Annotated in this window: 18 protein-coding genes; 14 read left to right on the top strand and 4 right to left on the bottom strand. The window is 70.6% G+C overall.

The features are described from left to right. Positions 1–23 precede the first annotated feature (23 nt). From rpsP to trmD, 4 genes are all read left to right on the top strand, one after another. Positions 24–497 carry a 30S ribosomal protein S16 gene (gene rpsP / locus VJN29_RS08185; RefSeq protein WP_324143136.1) on the top strand — a complete coding sequence of 158 codons (474 nt, stop codon included), beginning with the start codon at positions 24–26 and terminating at the stop codon, positions 495–497. 2 nt (positions 498–499) lie between these two features. Then, entirely contained in the window at positions 500–742 is a 243-nt protein-coding gene (locus VJN29_RS08180) for an RNA-binding protein (RefSeq protein WP_324143135.1), read from the top strand. Between the two features lie 253 nt (positions 743–995). Further along, positions 996–1,526 carry a ribosome maturation factor RimM gene (gene rimM, locus VJN29_RS08175; protein WP_324143134.1) on the top strand — a complete coding sequence of 177 codons (531 nt, stop codon included), beginning with the start codon at positions 996–998 and terminating at the stop codon, positions 1,524–1,526. A gap of 6 nt (positions 1,527–1,532) precedes the next feature. Further along, positions 1,533–2,717 (top strand): tRNA (guanosine(37)-N1)-methyltransferase TrmD, encoded by a 1,185-nt coding sequence (gene trmD / locus VJN29_RS08170; RefSeq protein ID WP_324143133.1) that lies wholly within the window; start codon positions 1,533–1,535, stop codon positions 2,715–2,717. Here the strand turns inward: trmD and VJN29_RS08165 are convergent. Further along, positions 2,714–3,472 carry an ABC transporter permease gene (locus VJN29_RS08165; RefSeq protein WP_324143132.1) on the bottom strand — a complete coding sequence of 253 codons (759 nt, stop codon included), beginning with the start codon at positions 3,470–3,472 and terminating at the stop codon, positions 2,714–2,716. The two genes, trmD and VJN29_RS08165, sit on opposite strands and share 4 nt — an antisense overlap. Positions 3,473–3,753: 281 nt before the next feature. Here VJN29_RS08165 and rplS point away from each other — a divergent pair, with 281 nt between their 5' ends. From rplS to VJN29_RS08120, 9 genes are all read left to right on the top strand, one after another. Further along, entirely contained in the window at positions 3,754–4,131 is a 378-nt protein-coding gene (gene rplS, locus VJN29_RS08160) for a 50S ribosomal protein L19 (protein ID WP_324143131.1), read from the top strand. Positions 4,132–4,199: 68 nt separating this feature from the next. Next, the gene (gene lepB / locus VJN29_RS08155) at positions 4,200–4,961 is read left to right on the top strand and encodes a signal peptidase I (RefSeq protein ID WP_324143130.1); all 762 of its coding nucleotides are present in this window, start codon (positions 4,200–4,202) and stop codon (positions 4,959–4,961) included. Further along, on the top strand, positions 4,961–5,911 hold the full coding sequence (gene lepB / locus VJN29_RS08150) for a signal peptidase I (protein ID WP_324143129.1): 951 nt from the start codon (positions 4,961–4,963) through the stop codon (positions 5,909–5,911). The genes lepB (VJN29_RS08155) and lepB (VJN29_RS08150) overlap by 1 nt, the downstream gene beginning before the upstream one ends. A gap of 8 nt (positions 5,912–5,919) precedes the next feature. After that, positions 5,920–6,702: a ribonuclease HII gene (locus VJN29_RS08145; RefSeq protein WP_324143128.1), complete on the top strand. Its 783-nt coding sequence runs from the start codon at positions 5,920–5,922 to the stop codon at positions 6,700–6,702. After that, complete coding sequence (locus VJN29_RS08140; RefSeq protein ID WP_324143127.1) at positions 6,699–7,019, top strand: DUF2469 domain-containing protein; 321 nt, start codon at positions 6,699–6,701, stop codon at positions 7,017–7,019. Before VJN29_RS08145 ends, VJN29_RS08140 begins: the two co-directional genes overlap by 4 nt. Positions 7,020–7,160: 141 nt before the next feature. After that, the gene (locus tag VJN29_RS08135; RefSeq protein ID WP_324143126.1) at positions 7,161–7,541 is read left to right on the top strand and encodes a YraN family protein; all 381 of its coding nucleotides are present in this window, start codon (positions 7,161–7,163) and stop codon (positions 7,539–7,541) included. Continuing rightward, a complete protein-coding gene (locus VJN29_RS08130) occupies positions 7,538–9,088 on the top strand; it encodes a YifB family Mg chelatase-like AAA ATPase (protein ID WP_324143125.1) in 1,551 nt (516 codons plus the stop codon). Before VJN29_RS08135 ends, VJN29_RS08130 begins: the two co-directional genes overlap by 4 nt. Next, positions 9,085–10,179: a DNA-processing protein DprA gene (gene dprA, locus VJN29_RS08125; RefSeq protein ID WP_324143124.1), complete on the top strand. Its 1,095-nt coding sequence runs from the start codon at positions 9,085–9,087 to the stop codon at positions 10,177–10,179. Before VJN29_RS08130 ends, dprA begins: the two co-directional genes overlap by 4 nt. 65 nt (positions 10,180–10,244) lie before the next feature. Next, positions 10,245–11,165 (top strand): tyrosine recombinase XerC, encoded by a 921-nt coding sequence (locus VJN29_RS08120; RefSeq protein ID WP_324143123.1) that lies wholly within the window; start codon positions 10,245–10,247, stop codon positions 11,163–11,165. Position 11,166: 1 nt separating this feature from the next. On the opposite strand, the gene VJN29_RS08115 is transcribed toward VJN29_RS08120, so the two are convergent. The 3 genes from VJN29_RS08115 to VJN29_RS08105 form a co-directional block, all read right to left on the bottom strand. Continuing rightward, positions 11,167–11,754 carry a murein hydrolase activator EnvC family protein gene (locus VJN29_RS08115; protein WP_324143122.1) on the bottom strand — a complete coding sequence of 196 codons (588 nt, stop codon included), beginning with the start codon at positions 11,752–11,754 and terminating at the stop codon, positions 11,167–11,169. A 97-nt stretch (positions 11,755–11,851) separates the two neighbouring features. Then, positions 11,852–13,015: a pyridoxal phosphate-dependent aminotransferase gene (locus tag VJN29_RS08110; RefSeq protein WP_324143121.1), complete on the bottom strand. Its 1,164-nt coding sequence runs from the start codon at positions 13,013–13,015 to the stop codon at positions 11,852–11,854. A gap of 147 nt (positions 13,016–13,162) precedes the next feature. Beyond that, complete coding sequence (locus tag VJN29_RS08105) at positions 13,163–15,097, bottom strand: DUF6541 family protein (protein ID WP_324143120.1); 1,935 nt, start codon at positions 15,095–15,097, stop codon at positions 13,163–13,165. Between the two features lie 278 nt (positions 15,098–15,375). Between VJN29_RS08105 and rpsB the strand changes: the two genes are divergently transcribed. Beyond that, positions 15,376–16,217: 30S ribosomal protein S2 (gene rpsB, locus VJN29_RS08100; RefSeq protein ID WP_324143119.1), on the top strand; the 842-nt coding region annotated here is incomplete at its 3' end.

Raw genomic sequence — 16,217 nt, 5'->3', positions numbered from 1 at the left:
AAGAAACAGGAGACACCACACCAGTGGCCGTCAAGATTCGTCTGAAGCGCATGGGCAAGATCCGTGCACCGTTCTACCGCGTCGTCGTGATGGACTCGCGCACCAAGCGCGATGGTCGTGCGATCGAGGAGATCGGCAAGTACCACCCGACCGAGGAGCCCTCGCTCATCGAGATCGACATGGAGCGTGCGAACTACTGGATCGGCCAGGGCGCCCAGCCCACCGAGGCCGTCGCCGCCCTCCTCAAGGTCATCAACGACGGCACGCTCCGGACCAAGGAGCAGGGCCCGTCGAAGAAGGAGCGCTACGAGGCTGCCGTCGCCGCTGCGGGCAAGGCCACCGACGACGCGCCGGCCCCGCGCAAGAAGGCCGCCAAGAAGGCCGACGCCGCGCCGGAGAGCACCGACGTCAAGGCCGCGGAGGACGCCGCTGAGGCGAAGGCCACCGCCGAGGCCGAGGCCGAGCGCACCGAGACCTCAGAGAAGAGCGAGTCCTGAGCATGCTCGAGGAGGCGCTCGAGCACCTCGTCAAGGGCATCGTCGACCACGACGAGGATGTCGTCGTGCGTCGCAAGGAGCTGCGTCGCGGTGAGCTGCTCGAGGTCCGGGTCCACCCAGACGACCTCGGCCGCGTCATCGGCCGGTCCGGCCGCACGGCGAGCGCCCTTCGCACCGTCGTCAGCGCGCTCGCGGGGAACGGCAACGTCCGCGTCGACATCGTCGACACGGACCGCGTGCGCTGAGCGTCACCATCACGTGAGTGGGGCGCCCCGGGTTTACGGGGCGCCCCTTCCACATCGGGCCGTATGCCGCTGGGCCGGTCTGCGTGGCACGCGCGGGCCCGGCGCGGCTCACATGAAGGCGTATGCCGCCGAGTCCCCTGCGTGGTCACGCGCGGCGCCCGCTCACGTCTTGTTGCCCTTGCCCCAACCGATGAAGACTGCGTCGTAGCTGGCTGGTTCGCCCATCGGACAACCGTACTGACAGGATCTGGGAATGAGCATCGTGCTGGCACGGATCGGCAAGCCGCACGGCCTGCGCGGCGAGGTCACCGTCCAGCTGCACACTGACGAGCCGGAGCGGCGATTCGCGGTCGGGCAGGTCCTCGAGACGGAGGCGGCGCGAGGTTCCGGCGTGCCCCGGCAGCTCACCATCAGATCGACCCGAGTCCACAACGGGATCTGGCTGCTCACCTTCGAGGAGATCCCGGACCGCACGGGCGCCGAGGGCCTTCGCGGCACTCGCCTCGTGCTCGACGAGGCGGCGGGCGCGGAGCAGGACGAGGATGCGTGGTCCGAGGACGACCTGCGGGGTCTCGAGGTCCGTGACTCTGCAGGCGAGGTGCTCGGCGAGGTGACGGGGCTGGAGGTGGGCGCCGCCCAGGACCGGCTGGTCGTCGAGCTCACCGACGGGGTCACGGCGTACGTCCCGTTCGTCGAGGCCATCGTGCCGACCATCGCGGACGACCACGTCGTCGTCGATGCGCCCCCGGGGCTCTTCGACCTGTACCGCGAACCGGGGGCGTGACGTCGGATGCGCATCGACGTCATCACCATCTTTCCGGAGTACCTCCAGCCCCTGGAGCTGTCGCTCATCGGCAAGGCCAGGCAGGAGGGGCTGCTCACCGTGGCCACGCATGACCTGCGGGACTTCACCCACGATCGGCACCGCACCGTCGACGACACGCCCTACGGCGGCGGTGCGGGCATGGTCATGAAGCCCGGGCCCTGGGCCGAGGCCCTGGACCACGTCCTGGCGCAGTCTGAACCCGGTGCTCGCCCGCACCTCATCGTGCCGGGTCCGGGGGGTACCCGGTTCACGCAGGCGATGGCCCGCGCGCTCGCGGCCGAGCCATGGCTCGCGTTCGCCTGCGGCCGCTACGAGGGCATCGACGAGCGCGTCCATGACCATGCGAGAGAGGACCTCCGGCTCGAGGTCTCCGTGGTCAGCCTGGGCGACTACGTCCTCAACGGCGGCGAGGTCGCGGTCCTCGCCATGGTGGAGGCGATCGCCCGCCTCCTGCCCGGCGTCGTCGGAAACGCCGAGTCCCTCGTCGAGGAGTCGCACGAGGATGGACTGCTCGAGTACCCCATATACACCAAGCCCCGAGTCTGGAACGGCCGCGCGGTGCCGGATGTCCTGCTCTCCGGCGACCATGCGGCGATCGCGGCCTGGCGGCACGCCCAGCGTCTCGCCCGGACCGCGGCCCGGCGTCCCGACCTGCTCCACCCCTCCCAGGTGGCCGTGCCGGGCGAGCCCGACGTCGACGTCGCGCTCCTGGCGCCTGCGGACGTCCCCGAGCTCTTCACCCTGGCGCTGGCCGCCGCGGCCGACGAGGCTCGGGTCACCGACGCGCTCGACCTCCCCGAGCTCAGCGTTTCGGTTGACGACGTGACGGAAGGCGTGAGCACGCGCACGTGGGTCGCACGCAAGGCCGGCCGCCTCGTCGGTTCGGTCCGCACCGAGCTGTGCGGCGACGAGCTGCGCATCTCCCAGCTGCTCCTGGCCCCTGACCTGCGAGGTGGTGCACTGGAGGCGCACCTCCTTCGCCTTGCCGAGCAGAGCGCGCCCAGCGGCATACGGACCTTCTCTCTCGAGGCCGATGCCAGGAGTCTGGAGCGGATGCGCACCTACCGGAAGGCGGGCTACCGCCGCGCATCCCGTGAGCCGGAGATCGCGGGGCGGGTCAGTCTCGTCAAGCGTCGGCGGGCCGGTTAGGAGATGAGGGCGACCCGCAGGTCGTCCGGCAGGACGTGACGCGCCCTGATGAGCCGCCCTTCCAAACCGGCCGTGATGGCTTGCGTCGCCATGATCGAGAACAGGACGAGCACTTGGGCCGTGGCAGCCTGAACCGCGCTGCCGCCGCCGAGCATCACGCCGATGAAGGCGCCGGGCAGGGTCACGACTCCGGACGTCTTCACCTGGTCGAGGCTCGGCATGATCCCCTCGGGCACCCGTCGGGCGATGATCTCCTCGATGGCCTGCGACGGCAACAGGCCCAGGGACAGGGCGGCCTCGTACTGGCCGTGCTCCTCCCGGAGGGCGGCGAACGACCGTCGGCCGACGAGCGTGTGCACTGTCATCGTGTTGCCGAGGACGATCCCCACGACGGGAATGAGGGCGACGCCCTCGAAGGGGATCGTCCCGGTGAGAAGGAGGATCGCAACGACGGGCACGATGCCGCACGCCATCGCGAGCGCCGCCCAGGGCAGGGCACGCGGGCTCTCGATCCGTCGACACGTGGTGCCCACCGCCATGACGAACATCCCGAGGAGGGCGAGGCCGGAGAGCCAGAGCGAGCCGATGACAGCAGTGATGATCGACGCGGCGATCGTCAGCTGGATCGCCGCCCTGAGGCCGGCCACGACCGCCTGACGCCCGAGACCGTGCCGGAAGACCTGGTTCGCGACGACGGTGACGATCAGCAGGGCGACCAGGGCGATGGTCACCGGCCATCCCGGGTTGACGGTCACGGCCCGACGCTATCCCCTCGGCCCGCCGGGGCGGTCAACCCGAACCCGCTGGTGGGAGGCGTGAGGCCGCGACCGGGCCCAGCGGCATACGGCCTCGATTTCTTCTCCGTGGTCCGCTCTGGCAGACTTGCTCCTTGCGTCCGGCTGACGATGGCCCCTGCCACAGGGGGAGTCGAGCCAGCGAGACCGAGCATGCTCGGCCGGTTGGCAGACGAGGCCTGACGGACTGCAGCTCGAGACATCTCACGGGTGACCTGTGGCGCCCAGGAAAGCGAAGCATCATGCACACGTTTGACGCGCTCGACGCCGCCTCGCTCCGCTCGGACATCCCCGAGTTCCGCGCCGGCGACACCCTCAAGGTCCACGTCAAGGTCGTCGAGGGCACCCGCTCCCGCGTCCAGGTCTTCCAGGGGGTCGTCATCCGTCGCCACGGTGGTGGCATCGGCGAGACCTTCACCGTCCGCAAGATCTCGTTCGGCGTCGGCGTCGAGCGCACCTTCCCGCTCCACACCCCGATCATCGACAAGATCGAGGTCGTCACTCGCGGTGACGTGCGTCGCGCCAAGCTGTACTACCTGCGCGGCCTGCGCGGCAAGGCGGCCAAGATCCGCGAGAAGCGCGAGACGGTGCCGGCCAAGGCCGAGGCCAAGACCGACTGAACCTCGCCCAGGTTCCTCGGCCCAGTGGCGACGAGAGGCGCGGGTGTCGCGGAGTCGAGCGGCTCGACATGACGGAGGAGACGCCAGAGGTCCAGGGGACCGCTCCGCCTTCCGCGCCCTCGGAGCGCTCCGCGCCCACGGCGTCGCCGCTGAGCGGCGCTGGAGCGGACCCCGCGCAGCCGGCGGAGGCGCCTGCGCATGCCGAGCGCGGCCTGCGGTGGCTCATCGGACCGGCCCTGGCGCTCCTGCTCGTGCTCGTGGTCCGCACGTTCCTCGTCGCGCCGTTCAGCATCCCGAGCGGGTCCATGGAGGACACCCTCGACGTCGGCGACCGGCTCCTCGTGACCCGCACGGCCGCGACCGAGGAGCTGCAGCGCGGCGACCTCGTCGTCTTCGACGCGTCCAGGGCCTTCAACCTCGAGGTCCCCGACCGGGGTCTGCTCGAGTCCGTGGTCGACGCCATCGGGGGCCTCGCCGGGCAGGGAGCGCCGACGGACTACGTCAAGCGGGTCATCGGCCTGCCCGGCGACCGGGTCCGTTGCTGTGCCCCTGACGGACGGCTCGAGGTCAACGGTCAACCCGTTGACGAGCCCTACCTCAAACCCGGCCAGGCACCCAGCACGGTGACCTTCGACGTGCTCGTGCCGCCGAACCGATTCTGGGTCATGGGCGACAACCGCGGCGGCTCCGCGGACTCGAGGGCGCACCTCGGCGAGCCGGGTGGCGGCATGGTTCCGGGGGACGACATGATCGGAAAGGTGTGGGTGCGATACTGGCCGCTCGATCGGCTTGGCTCGATCCCGTCCGCCCTCGTGAAGAACGGTGAGTGATGTCGCAAGTCCCAGGCCGTCCCGACGCATCCGGTCCGACCCCCGATCGCGTCGGTGGCCCGGGCGAGCCGTCGATGGACGGCTTCGACGACGTGGGGGACGACCTGGAGGAGGACGACGAGGAGCGACGCGGCTTCGGTGCCGGTCTGGTCAGCGCCGTCAAGGAGCTGGTCATCGTCGTCGTGCTGGCGATGGCGCTCTCGTTCATCGTCAAGACATGGCTCTTCCAGGCGTTCTACATCCCATCCGGATCGATGGAGGACACCCTCGTCAAGGACGACCGCGTCATCGTCAGCAAGCTCACCCCCGGGCCCTTCGACCTGCGTCGTGGGGACGTCGTCGTGTTCGAGGACCCGGCCGATCCGGTCCCCTGGCTGACCGGGGCGGCCACGAACGGGACGTCCGACGTCGGCGGGCCCCTGCACGACCTCCTCGTCTTTGTCGGGCTGCTTCCCGAGGACGCCGAGAACCACCTCATCAAGCGAGTAATCGGCCTCCCCGGTGACCACATCGTCTCCGACGGCGGGGCCGGGCCGATCACGGTCAACGGCACGCCGGTGGAGGAGACGTACCTCAAGTCGGGGGACGCCCCGAGCGAGGACAAGGCCTTCGACATCGTCGTCCCGGCGAACCACGTGTGGGTCATGGGCGACCACCGCTCCGACTCGTCCGACTCGCGATATCACGACGCGCCGGCCAACGACGGGACGGACGGCTCGGTGCCGGTCGACAAGATCGTCGGGCGGGCCCTCTTCATCATCTGGCCCATCGACCACGTGACATGGCTCGGCGTGCCCGAGCGCACCTTCGAGGACGTGCCGGCCCCCCGCGACGTTCCTGAGCCGGGGTCGACGCCAACCGAGGGTGCGCTCGCTCCGGCTCCGAGCTCGGGCGCGTCGACCGCACCGACCGGCTCCAGCGCCGCTCTGCGCCTGGCCGCCACCTCCTGAGGGGCGTCATGGCTGGTCCGGGTCCGTCCAAGAAGCCGTCCCTCAGGGTCGAACGGCAGCTCCAGCGTGCCGGTCACCGGCTCCTCGCCGGCATGGACGAGGTCGGCCGAGGCGCCCTCGCCGGCCCGGTGAGCGTCGGTGTCGTCGTCATCGACGAGACCGTGCGTTCCGCCCCGACCGGTGTCAAGGACTCCAAGCTGCTCACCGAACGCGCCCGCAAGGGACTCGTGCCGCGCATCAAGCGCTGGTCGATCACTCATGCCGTGGGGCACGCGGCGCCCGAGGAGATCGACTCGATCGGCATCATGGCCGCTCTTCGCCTGGCCGGCCTACGGGCCCTCGCGGCGATCGACGTCGTCCCCGACCTCGTCATCCTCGACGGCAACCATGACTGGCTGACTGCTCCCTACGACGTGGGGCTGCTCGCCTTCGTCGAGGGCGCGACGCCGGCGACCCCGCCCGTGACGACGATGATCAAGGCGGACCTCAAGTGCTCCTCCGTGGCGGCCGCCAGCGTGCTCGCGAAGGTGGAGCGTGACGAGCTGATGATCCGGCTGGGAGTCGAGCACCCGGCCTACGGCTGGAGCCTGAACAAGGGGTACGCGGCGCCCGAGCACATGGACGCGCTGGCCCGGCTCGGGCCGTGCGACCTGCACCGCCGCTCGTGGCGGCTGCCCGGGGTCTACGTGGAGGGCACGGTCCTGCTCCCCGAAGAGGTGTTGAATGAAGGGACGGTTGACCTCGCGACGTCCTACGCGACGGCGGACGAGACAGAAACGGCGGTCAGGTGAGTTCGGAAGACCTCGAGAAGTACGAGACCGAGATGGAGCTCCAGCTCTACAAGGAGTACCGCGACGTCGTCGGTCTCTTCAGCCACGTCGTCGAGACCGAGCGCCGCTTCTACCTCGCCAACTCCGTCGACCTCAAGGTGCGCACCGACGGGGGAGAGGTCTTCTTCGACGTGGCCATGGCCGACGCCTGGGTCTGGGACATCTACCGGCCGGCGCGGTTCGTCAAGAACGTCCGGGTCGTCACCTTCAAGGACGTCAACATCGAGGAGCTGCCGAAGCCGGACATCAAGCTGCCGGACTCGGGGGAGTTCGCCTGAACTGCCGTCCTGCTGAAGCGCTGGGGTCCGGGGAGCGCGTCAGGTCGCGACTGTCCACATCCTTCAGGGCGTTTCCCGCGTCGTACACAGACGACGGCCTGGCCAAGCTGCGGGCACGGCTTACGCCGCAAGGGTGGCCGCATGGACATCCCAGCGACCCGAGCCCTCGGGAGGTACGGCGAGCAGCTGGCGTGCCGCTACCTCTCGGACACCGGCTTCACCATCCTCGATCGCAACTGGCGCTGTGCCCGCGGTGAGATCGACATCGTCGCCCGCGACGCCGCCGCCCTGGTCGTGTGCGAGGTCAAGACGCGCTCGGGCGCGCAGTTCGGGGCGCCGTTCGAGGCCGTGACCCGCCAGAAGGTGCGACGGCTGCGCCGTTTGGCGATGCTCTGGCTCGACGCGCTGCCACCCGCCGAGCGCGGTGGCCTGTCGACAGGCACGATCCGGATCGACGTCGTGTCGATCGTCAAGGCCGGGACGGGCGCCGCCCGCATCACGCACCTGAGGGGTGTGCTGTGAGTCTCGGGAGGACCCGGGGCGTCGGTCTGAGCGGTGTCAACGGCTTCGTCGTCGAGGTCGAGGCGCACGTCGCCGGCGGACTGCCCGGCTTCGTCATCAGCGGCCTCGGTGACTCGGCCGTCAAGCAGGCGCCGGAGCGGATCAAGGCCGTGTCGTCGCTGGTCGAGGGCATGCTCGTCAACCAGCGCCGAGTGACGATGAACCTCTCGCCGGCGGGCCGACGCAAGGTCGGCACCGGGTTCGACCTGGCCATCTTCGTCGCCGTCGCAGCGGCGATGGGCATCATTCCGCGGACCGTGGTGAGGGACGTCGTGCACATCGGCGAGATCGGCCTGGACGGCTCCGTTCGAGGCGTGGCCGGCGTCCTCCCGTCGGTCCATGCCGCGGCTCTCGCCGGGGTGCGTCACGTCGTCGTCCCGGCCGTCAATGCGGCCGAGGCCCGGCTGGTCAGTGGGCTCAAGGTGCACGCCGTGGCCGACGTGCGAGAGCTGGTCCAGCGCTACCGTGACCTGGCCCGGGGGCGCGCAGTGGACCCGATCGCCGAGCCGCCCCACCCTGAGACTGCGGCGCCGACGAGGGCGACCGACCTGTCCGACGTGCTCGGGCAGTCCGAGGCGAAGATCGCGCTCGAGATCGCCGCCGCTGGCGGACACCACCTGCTCCTTGCCGGTCCACCCGGGGCCGGCAAGACGATGCTCGCCGAGCGGCTCCCGGGACTGCTCCCGCCGCTCGACGAGGAGCAGGCGATGTCGGTGACGGCCATCCACTCGGTCCTGGGGCTCCTCGACGAGGTGCGCCTGATCACCAAGCCGCCCTTCGTCGCACCACACCACGGCGCCTCGCAGTCCGCGATCATCGGCGGCGGCAGCGGCCACATCCGTCCGGGCGCCATCACCCAGGCCAACTGCGGCGTGCTCTTCCTGGACGAGACTCCAGAGTTCGACAAGGGTGTCCTCCAGGCCCTGCGGACGCCCCTCGAGCGCGGCACCGTCACCATCGCCCGTGCCACCGAGTCGGTGACCTTCCCGGCGCGGTTCCAGCTCGTCCTCGCGGCCAATCCGTGCCCCTGCGGGAACGGCTGGGGACAGGGAGTCGACTGCACGTGCTCGGTGGCGATGCGCCGCAGCTACTTCGGCAAGCTCTCGGGGCCGCTCCTCGACCGCGTCGACCTCCAGGTGCACGTGCAGGCGCCGGGCCTGACCATGGCAGCCCAACCGCCGGGCGAGAGCACCCGTGTGGTGGCCGCGCGCGTTGCCGCCGCCCGAGCGGTGCAACGGCAGCGCTGGCGCGGCCTGCTGGTCGAGGGGTGGGCGCTCAATGCGCACGTACCCGGATCCCTCCTGCGATCGTCGGCCTGGCGGCTCCCGCCCAGCGCCACCGCTCCACTCGACCGCAGACTCGAGCGCGGCAGCATCAGCCTGCGCGGCTACGACCGCAGCCTCAGGTGTGCCTGGACCATCGCAGACCTCTCCGGCCGGCAGCGTCCGGGGCGGGACCAGGTCGAGCTGGCCCTCTCCCTCCGTCGGCAGCCAGGGGTGGCGGCATGAGCGACGAGCGGTTGGCCCGAGTTGCGCTGTCCCGACTCGTGGAGCCGGGCGACAAGGGCGTCCATGAGCTGCTGGGCCGACATGGTGCGGCCGAAACCGTGGAGCGGATCCGGGGAGGGCACGGCCGACTCGCCCGCTTCGCAGAGCGCGTCAGGCGCCTCGACGTGGACCGTGATGTCGCGACCGCCGCCAAGGTCGGAGCGCGGATCGTCGTGCCGGGGGACGCCGAGTGGCCCGAGCGGCTCGACGATCTGGGCGTGCCGCCGTGGTGCCTGTGGCTGCGCGGGCCCGCGGACCTCGCAGCGGTGACCCGCCGATCCGTCGCCATCGTGGGCTCCAGGCTGTGCACCGCGTACGGGGAGCAGCTCGCCACCGACCTGGCTGCAGGCGTCGCCCAGAGCGGCTGGACGGTGGTGTCAGGGGCGGCTTTCGGCATCGACGGTGCAGCCCATCGAGGAGCGCTCGCGGTCGAGGGGATGACCTCGGCGGCGCTCGCAGGCGGCATCGATCGGGCCTATCCGTCCGCCCACATGAGACTCATCGAGCGCATCGCCGAGGTGGGCATCGTCCTCTCCGAGGTCGCCCCCGGTTCCGCGCCGATGCGCACGCGGTTCCTGCAGCGCAACCGGCTCATCGCGGCCCTGACCAGGGGGACGGTCGTCGTCGAGGCGGATCTGCGATCCGGCTCGCTCAACACCCTGCGGACGGCGAGTGAGCTCGGCCGTCCGGTGGGCGTCTTCCCCGGCCCGGTCACGTCGATGATGTCGGCTGGATGCCACGAGCAGATCCGGGCCGGTGTGGCAACCCTTGTCACCGGAACAGCCGACGTGATCGATCTCGTCGGCGATCTCGGTGTCGATGCCCGTGACGAACCGCGCGGCGTCACGCTGCCGACCGACGAGCTGGGCCCGGAGGAGACGAGGGTCCACGAGGGACTGCCACACCGCGCCTGGGTCGACCTCGCCCAGGTATCGCTCGTCTCGGCGCTGGCCCCGATGCAGGCCATGGCCGCACTCGCCCGGCTCGTCGAGCTCGGTCTGGCCGAGCGGCGCGACGGAACCTGGCGCAAGGCCCGCGCACCGCGTCGATGAGTCAGCTCGCACCAGCTTCGGCCGCGGTCCTTGCCCGGCCGTGCCGGGTTTGCGATGGTGCGTCCATGGCCGCTGGAGCTGACGTCACGGACTCGGCCGTGCTGGCCGACTTCGAGAGACACCTGCGCTCCGAACGCGGACGCTCGGACCACACCACGCGGGCCTACGTCTCCGATGTCCGCCAGCTGCTGTCCTTCGCCGTGGGCAGGGGCGTGGGCGACCTGGGCGAGCTCGGCCTCGCGGACCTACGCTCCTGGCTGGGCGAGCAGGCGGACGGGGGCGCGGCCCGGTCGACGATCGCCCGCCACGCCGCCGCGGCCCGCACCTTCCTCAGATGGGCGGCTCGCACCGGGCGGATCGACTCGGACCCCTCACTCCGGTTGGCGGCGCCGCGGCGCAGCCGGTCGCTGCCCGGAGTCCTCAAGCAGGGCGAGGCGAGCGCCATGCTCGATGTCGCTGCCACCCGCGCCGATGACTCAGACCCGATCCACGTCCGGGACCAGGCGATGCTCGAGCTGCTGTATGCCAGCGGGATCCGAGTCGGGGAGCTGGTCGCCCTCGACGTCGACGACCTCGACCTGGACCAGCGGGTCGCCCGGGTGATGGGCAAGGGAGCGAAGGAACGGATGGTGCCCTTCGGGGTGCCCGCGGCCCGGGCCCTCGCGGGGTGGCTTGCTGCGCGACGGCGGCTGCTCGGCCCGCGCTCGGGCGCGGCCCTGTTCCTAGGGCGGAGAGGGGCGCGAGTCGACCCCCGTAGGGTGCGGTCACTGGTGCACGAGGTCCTGAGCCACCTGCCCGATGCGCCCGACCTGGGCCCCCACGGATTGAGGCACAGTGCCGCCACCCATCTCCTCGAGGGCGGAGCGGACCTGCGGATGGTCCAGGAGATCCTCGGTCACGCCAGCCTGGCGACGACCCAGATCTACACCCACGTCTCGGTGGACCGCCTTCGCGCGAGCTATGAGCAGGCCCATCCCCGAGCGTGACTCAGCCGAGCGGGAGCAGGACCACGGGCGCCCGGCCCACGAAGGCCAACGGGTCGAGGTACACGCGCCCACGCAACACACCCCAGTGCAGACACGTCTGCGGAGCACAGTGACTCGGGCCATCGGTCACCTGCCCGATCGCCTGCCCCCTCCCGACGGCCGTGCCGACTCCGACGCTGGCCTCCACCGGCTCGAAGGTGCTTCGGAGCCCACCCTCATGCCGGACCACGACCACGCCGCGACCGGCGAGCTGCGACGCGAACACCACGTGGCCCGATGCAGGCGCCCGGACCTGCCCGCCGACCGAGCCGAGCAGGTCCACGCCACGGTGACCGGGCTCCCAGCGACGGAGTGGAGGGTCGAAGGGTCGGACGATGGTGGGCGGCGTCGGGGTGACGGGCCAGGCCCAGCCCGACGCAGTTGACTCGGGTGACCCTGCTGAGCCCGCTGGCCCAGTTGTTCCTGCTGACGATGCGGACCCCGAGGGACCTGCCCCCTCCCCGGTGCCCAGAGCCGTCGGGGCCGCCGAGAGGCCGAGAGCGAGGCCCACCCCGGCCAGGACGGCGACAGTCTGGCTGCTGATGACCATGACCCGAGACTGCCTCCACCGGCTCGGGACGTCGGGTCACCCGGCGCGGACTGGGGACGACGCGGCCACCAGCGCGAGGGTTGTGGACGACCGGAGGTCAGCTCGGCCCGGCGGCAGCGAGTCGCCGGCTCGCCTCGGTGAGAACCTCGTCCCGCTTGCAGAAGGCGAACCGGATCAGGGTGCGCGCCGCCTCCTGGTCGTCGTGGAACACGGACACCGGCACGCCCACCACGCCAGCCAGTTCAGGCAGGCCACGGGCGAACTCGAGCGCGTCGACCGCACCGAGCGGCGCCGCATCGGCGACCACGAAGTAGGTTCCGCGGGGCTGCGACACGGTCAAGCCTGAGGCCCGCAACGCGTCGCAGAGCAGGTCGCGCTTTGCCTGCAGCGATGACGCGAGCTCGCCGTACACGTCGTCGCCCAGTCCGAGCGCCACGGCGACGGCCGGCTGGAACGGCCCGGACCCGACATAGGTGAGGAACTGCTTCACCGTGCGAGCCGCGGCCACGGCCTCAGCCGGCCCGGTGAGCCAGCCGACTTTCCAGCCGGTCGCCGAGAAGGTCTTGCCCCCCGACGAGATCGTGACGGTCCGGTCCGCCATCCCCGGCAGGGTCGCCATGGGGATGTGCTGGGCGTCGTCGAAGACGAGGTGTTCGTACACCTCGTCAGTGACCACCCAGGCGTCGTGCTCACGGGCCAGCGCCGCAACCACCTCCAGCTCAGCCCGGGTGAAGACCTTCCCCGTCGGGTTGTGCGGCGTGTTGAGCAGGACGAGTCGCGTCCGATTCGAGAAGGCGGTCCGGAGCGACGCCTCGTCGACCGCGAAGTCCGGGAAGCGAAGGACGGAGGTCCGCCGGGTCGCACCGGCCAAGGCGATGGTTGCCGCATAGCTGTCGTAGTACGGCTCGAACGTCACGACCTCGTCTCCCGGCTCGCACAGCGCCAGCACCACCGCTGCGATCGCCTCGGTGGCACCGACCGTCACGAGCACCTGGCTGCCGGGATCGACACGCAACCCGTAGAACCGCTCCTGGTGCGCGGCGATCGCGTCGAGGAGCTCCGGCACACCGGGTCCGGGCGGGTACTGGTTCCGCCCGCCGTCGATCGCTGCCTTCGCGGCGTCGAGCATCTCCCGTGGTCCGTCCGTGTCGGGAAACCCCTGACCGAGGTTGATCGCACCCGTCCGCGTCGCGAGCGCAGACATCTCCGCGAAGATCGTCGTTCCGAACGGCTGCATGCGCGAGATCAGCGGCGAGCTCATGGGCCGAACCCTACGACGCCGTATGCCGCTGGGCCGGCTTCCGCAATCGAGTGAACAACTTCTGGGGCCCAGAGTTGTTCACTCGATGGGCGCGGCCCGGAAGTTGTTCTCTCGATGGGCGCGGACGCCCGGAAGTTGTTCACTCGATCAGGCGAGGCCGCAGGCCGTGATCCGGTAGAGGGTGTAGTCCCCCACCGTGCGGACCTCCTCGAGCCCATCGACCAAGGCCAGGTCGAAGAGCCCGGACGACCGCTCCGGGTGGTCGAGCCAGTACACGTGAGGCGAGTCGATCGCCCAGCGGATGCCGTGCCGGGCCAGGGCCTGGCAGACCTCCGGTCGAGTTGTCAGCTCGTCGAAGCCGGTGCCGAGGAGGTGCTCGTCGCCCGTGTCGGGGATGGGGATCGAGCGGTAGAACGTGTTCGTCCCGAACAGCGCGTGCATCAGGGGAGAGCCGTTCTCCGGGCGGCCGATGAGCCCCTCACCGGCCGGGATCTCCTCCGCGAGGACGGCGAGGTCGGCCTGGGCCTGCCGGGACAGGATCACGCGGGTCGGGTCATCCGGCCGGAAGAACCCGTCGAGCATGGCGGAGCGCGTCGGCGCCTGCCAGACCACCGTCGCGAAGGGGATGACCGCGAGCGCCACCACGGTGACCGCCGGCACCTGGCTGCGAAGGACCGGCACCTTGAGGAGCAGGTCGCGGACCGCGGGCGCGGCCGCCGCGACCAGCACCACGCCGGGCACCGCAGCAAGGGAGGCGAGCCGGACCTTGTCGTTGTACCAGTAACCGGTGATGAGGGCGGTCCACGGCGCCGTGGACGAGGCTGCCATGACGTAGAGGACCACGCAGGTACCCCAGATGGCGACGACCGGGATCGCGGCCGGCGCCCGGAACACGATCCAGCCGATCCCGAGGACGATCAGTCCGAGCAGCCCCCAGAGCACGATGGGGATCTGCGACCGTCCACCCACGACCTCGACGAGTGCACTCCAGACCGAGATGTGCCCCGTCCACTCGTACGACTGGGTCGACGCGAGGCGCTCCGAGACCAGGGGAGCGACCACGAGGCCGACGATCCCCGCAACCGCGACCGCGCCGAGGTCGCGCGCCACGGACACCCACGAGGCGTGGCCCATGACGCCTGCTCGGACCCGTGCGGCGACGAACCAGACGAGGGCGAAGAGCACGAGCGCGACGAGGGAGTTGGGTTGGATGAGCGCCAGGCCCGGCAGAGCGGCCGCGAAGCCGAGCCATTGGCCGCGTCGCAGCCGACCCTTGGCGCCTCGCGCGGCCTGGAGCATGATCGCCAGGGCACCCGGCGTCAGGGCCGTCCCCATGAGGTTGGGCCAGAGGACCCCCCACCCGAGGAGGATCGTCGGGAAGGACACGAAGGCGGCGGAAGCCAGCCCAGCGGCATACGTGATGATGCGGGACGTGCCGAGCGCGTGACGGACCAGCGTGACGACGCCGACCGGCCACACGACGGCCGCGAGGATCACGGTCGCGACGTTCGTCCCCGGTAGAACCGGCGCAGCCCCGCTCTGCAGGCCCGTCGCGATCCAGGCGTGGAAGCCGTTGGGATAGAACGTCGGATGGACGATGGAGAAGTTGCCCGTGTCCAGGAACAGGCGGATCCGGTTCAGGTGGTAGACGGCGTCCGGGCTGTCCACCAGCTCGTCGGGCCGACCGATCGCGGGCAGGATCGTGACCAGGGCGATGACGACACCGAGCCCGATCGCGACGACGACATGGGGGTCGGGCCGGCCGAGGAGGCGTCGCCGCGGGCTCAGCACGGGATCGTGCCCACCGAAGGCGTGGACTGCGAGCCATCCCAGGCCGGCGGTGACGACCGTGACCACGGCGAGCACGAGCCAGTTCCAGCCGATGCCGAGGCGCTGGGCAACCGTGGCCCACGCTGCGATGACGCCGACCGAGACCGCAGGGGACACAGCAACGGCCTCGAGCCCGCGGGCGCCGAGCGCCCGCACGACCAGCCAGCCCGGCAGGAACAGGGCACCGAGGAGGGCAGCGAACGCGGCAAGGGTGTCCCACCAGCTCGACCAGCCCGCCAAGTCGCTCAGCATGGCGGCCATTCTGTCGGTCGCGACGATTTCGCTGCGCGCCGGGTCAGGGCCTACGATGAACCACGGTCAGGTGTGCTCACACGCGCAGGGCCGAATTCGCGCGTCTTCCGCCGGGGTTTCCCCGGGGCGCACCACGGCAGTCCCACACAGCTGGGCGGGGTGCGTGCAGACGCCAGGAGTGAGACGTATGCCGCTGGGCTCGGTCCGCAGGACGGGTCGGGTGCCGCGGCGGCGGGCTCACTGACAACTGACAACAACCACACATAGGAGGACACGGCATGGCCGTCGTCACCATGCGCCAGCTCCTGGAGAGCGGCGTCCACTTCGGGCACCAGACCCGTCGTTGGAACCCGAAGATGAAGCGCTTCATCATGACCGAGCGCAACGGCATCTACATCATCGACCTGCAGCAGTCGCTGACGTACATCAACAACGCCTACGACTTCGTCAAGGAGACCGTCGCCCACGGCGGTTCGATCCTCTTCGTCGGCACCAAGAAGCAGGCCCAGGAGCCCATCGCCGAGCAGGCGACGCGCGTCGGGATGCCCTACGTCAACCACCGCTGGCTCGGTGGCATGCTCACCAACTTCCAGACGATCTCCAAGCGCCTCACGCGCCTCAAGGAGCTCGAGGAGCTGAACTTCGACGACGTGGCCGGCTCGGGCTACACGAAGAAGGAGCTGCTCATCCTCAAGCGCGAGAAGGACAAGCTCGAGAAGACCCTCGGCGGCATCCGCTCGATGAGCAAGGTTCCCTCCGCGGTGTGGATCGTCGACACCAAGAAGGAGCACCTCGCGGTCGACGAGGCGCGCAAGCTCGGACTGCCCGTCATCGCGATCCTCGACACCAACTGCGACCCCGACGAGGTCGACTACAAGATCCCGGGCAACGACGACGCGATCCGTTCCGTTGCGCTGCTCACCCGCGTCGTCGCGGATGCCGTGGCCGACGGCCTGGTCCAGCGTGCGACCGGTCGTTCCGGCACCGAGGCCGGCACCGAGGAGCCGCTGGCCGAGTGGGAGCGCGAGCTCTACGCCGAGGCGGCGGCCGCCGCTGCCGAGGCTCCGGCTGCTGAGGCTCCGGCTGCTGAGGCTCCGGCTGCTGAGGCGCCCGCTGCCGA

Origin of the sequence: Intrasporangium sp. (assembly GCF_035280925.1) — a bacterium.
Taxonomy (GTDB): Bacteria; Actinomycetota; Actinomycetes; order Actinomycetales; family Dermatophilaceae; genus Intrasporangium.
The sequence above is the reverse complement of the archived record's forward strand: the minus strand, read 5'-3'. Positions and strand labels throughout refer to the sequence as shown.

What these genes read in the sequence shown, in the direction of transcription:
- VJN29_RS08145 (WP_324143128.1), top strand. Translation starts at nt 5,920, where the DNA reads ATGGCTGGTCCGGGTCCGTCCAAGAAGCCGTCCCTCAGGGTCGAACGG.
- VJN29_RS08180 (WP_324143135.1), top strand. Translation starts at nt 500, where the DNA reads ATGCTCGAGGAGGCGCTCGAGCACCTCGTCAAGGGCATCGTCGACCAC.
- VJN29_RS08105 (WP_324143120.1), bottom strand. Translation starts at nt 15,097, where the DNA reads ATGCTGAGCGACTTGGCGGGCTGGTCGAGCTGGTGGGACACCCTTGCC.
- dprA (WP_324143124.1), top strand. Translation starts at nt 9,085, where the DNA reads ATGAGCGACGAGCGGTTGGCCCGAGTTGCGCTGTCCCGACTCGTGGAG.
- VJN29_RS08120 (WP_324143123.1), top strand. Translation starts at nt 10,245, where the DNA reads ATGGCCGCTGGAGCTGACGTCACGGACTCGGCCGTGCTGGCCGACTTC.
- VJN29_RS08135 (WP_324143126.1), top strand. Translation starts at nt 7,161, where the DNA reads ATGGACATCCCAGCGACCCGAGCCCTCGGGAGGTACGGCGAGCAGCTG.
- lepB (WP_324143129.1), top strand. Translation starts at nt 4,961, where the DNA reads ATGTCGCAAGTCCCAGGCCGTCCCGACGCATCCGGTCCGACCCCCGAT.
- trmD (WP_324143133.1), top strand. Translation starts at nt 1,533, where the DNA reads ATGCGCATCGACGTCATCACCATCTTTCCGGAGTACCTCCAGCCCCTG.
- lepB (WP_324143130.1), top strand. Translation starts at nt 4,200, where the DNA reads ATGACGGAGGAGACGCCAGAGGTCCAGGGGACCGCTCCGCCTTCCGCG.
- VJN29_RS08115 (WP_324143122.1), bottom strand. Translation starts at nt 11,754, where the DNA reads ATGGTCATCAGCAGCCAGACTGTCGCCGTCCTGGCCGGGGTGGGCCTC.
- rimM (WP_324143134.1), top strand. Translation starts at nt 996, where the DNA reads ATGAGCATCGTGCTGGCACGGATCGGCAAGCCGCACGGCCTGCGCGGC.
- VJN29_RS08110 (WP_324143121.1), bottom strand. Translation starts at nt 13,015, where the DNA reads ATGAGCTCGCCGCTGATCTCGCGCATGCAGCCGTTCGGAACGACGATC.
- rplS (WP_324143131.1), top strand. Translation starts at nt 3,754, where the DNA reads ATGCACACGTTTGACGCGCTCGACGCCGCCTCGCTCCGCTCGGACATC.